We start from the raw sequence: 241 nt of genomic DNA on the forward strand, positions 1-241 counted from the left end.
TGAAGCTGATTCAGATGCTGATGTTGAAGCTGATTCAGACGCTGATGTGCTTGCTGATTCAGATGCTGATGTTGAAGCTGATTCAGACGCTGATGTTGAAGCTGACTCAGACGCTGATGTTGAAGCTGACTCAGATGCTGATGTGCTTGCTGACTCAGATGCTGATGTTGAAGCTGACTCAGACGCTGATGTTGAAGCTGACTCAGATGCTGATGTGCTTGCTGACTCAGATGCTGATGTT

1 protein-coding gene is annotated in these 241 nt (G+C 46.9%); it reads left to right on the plus strand.

Annotated elements, in window-relative coordinates; genetic code table 11:
* A partial coding sequence (locus tag ACQRDX_RS09650) for a bacteriophage T4 gp5 trimerisation domain-containing protein (protein ID WP_427896687.1) occupies window positions 1-241 on the plus strand: 241 nt, incomplete at both ends.

Origin of the sequence: Streptococcus sp. SGI.013, from assembly GCF_050315295.1 — a bacterium.
GTDB lineage: Bacteria > Bacillota > Bacilli > Lactobacillales > Streptococcaceae > Streptococcus > Streptococcus porcorum.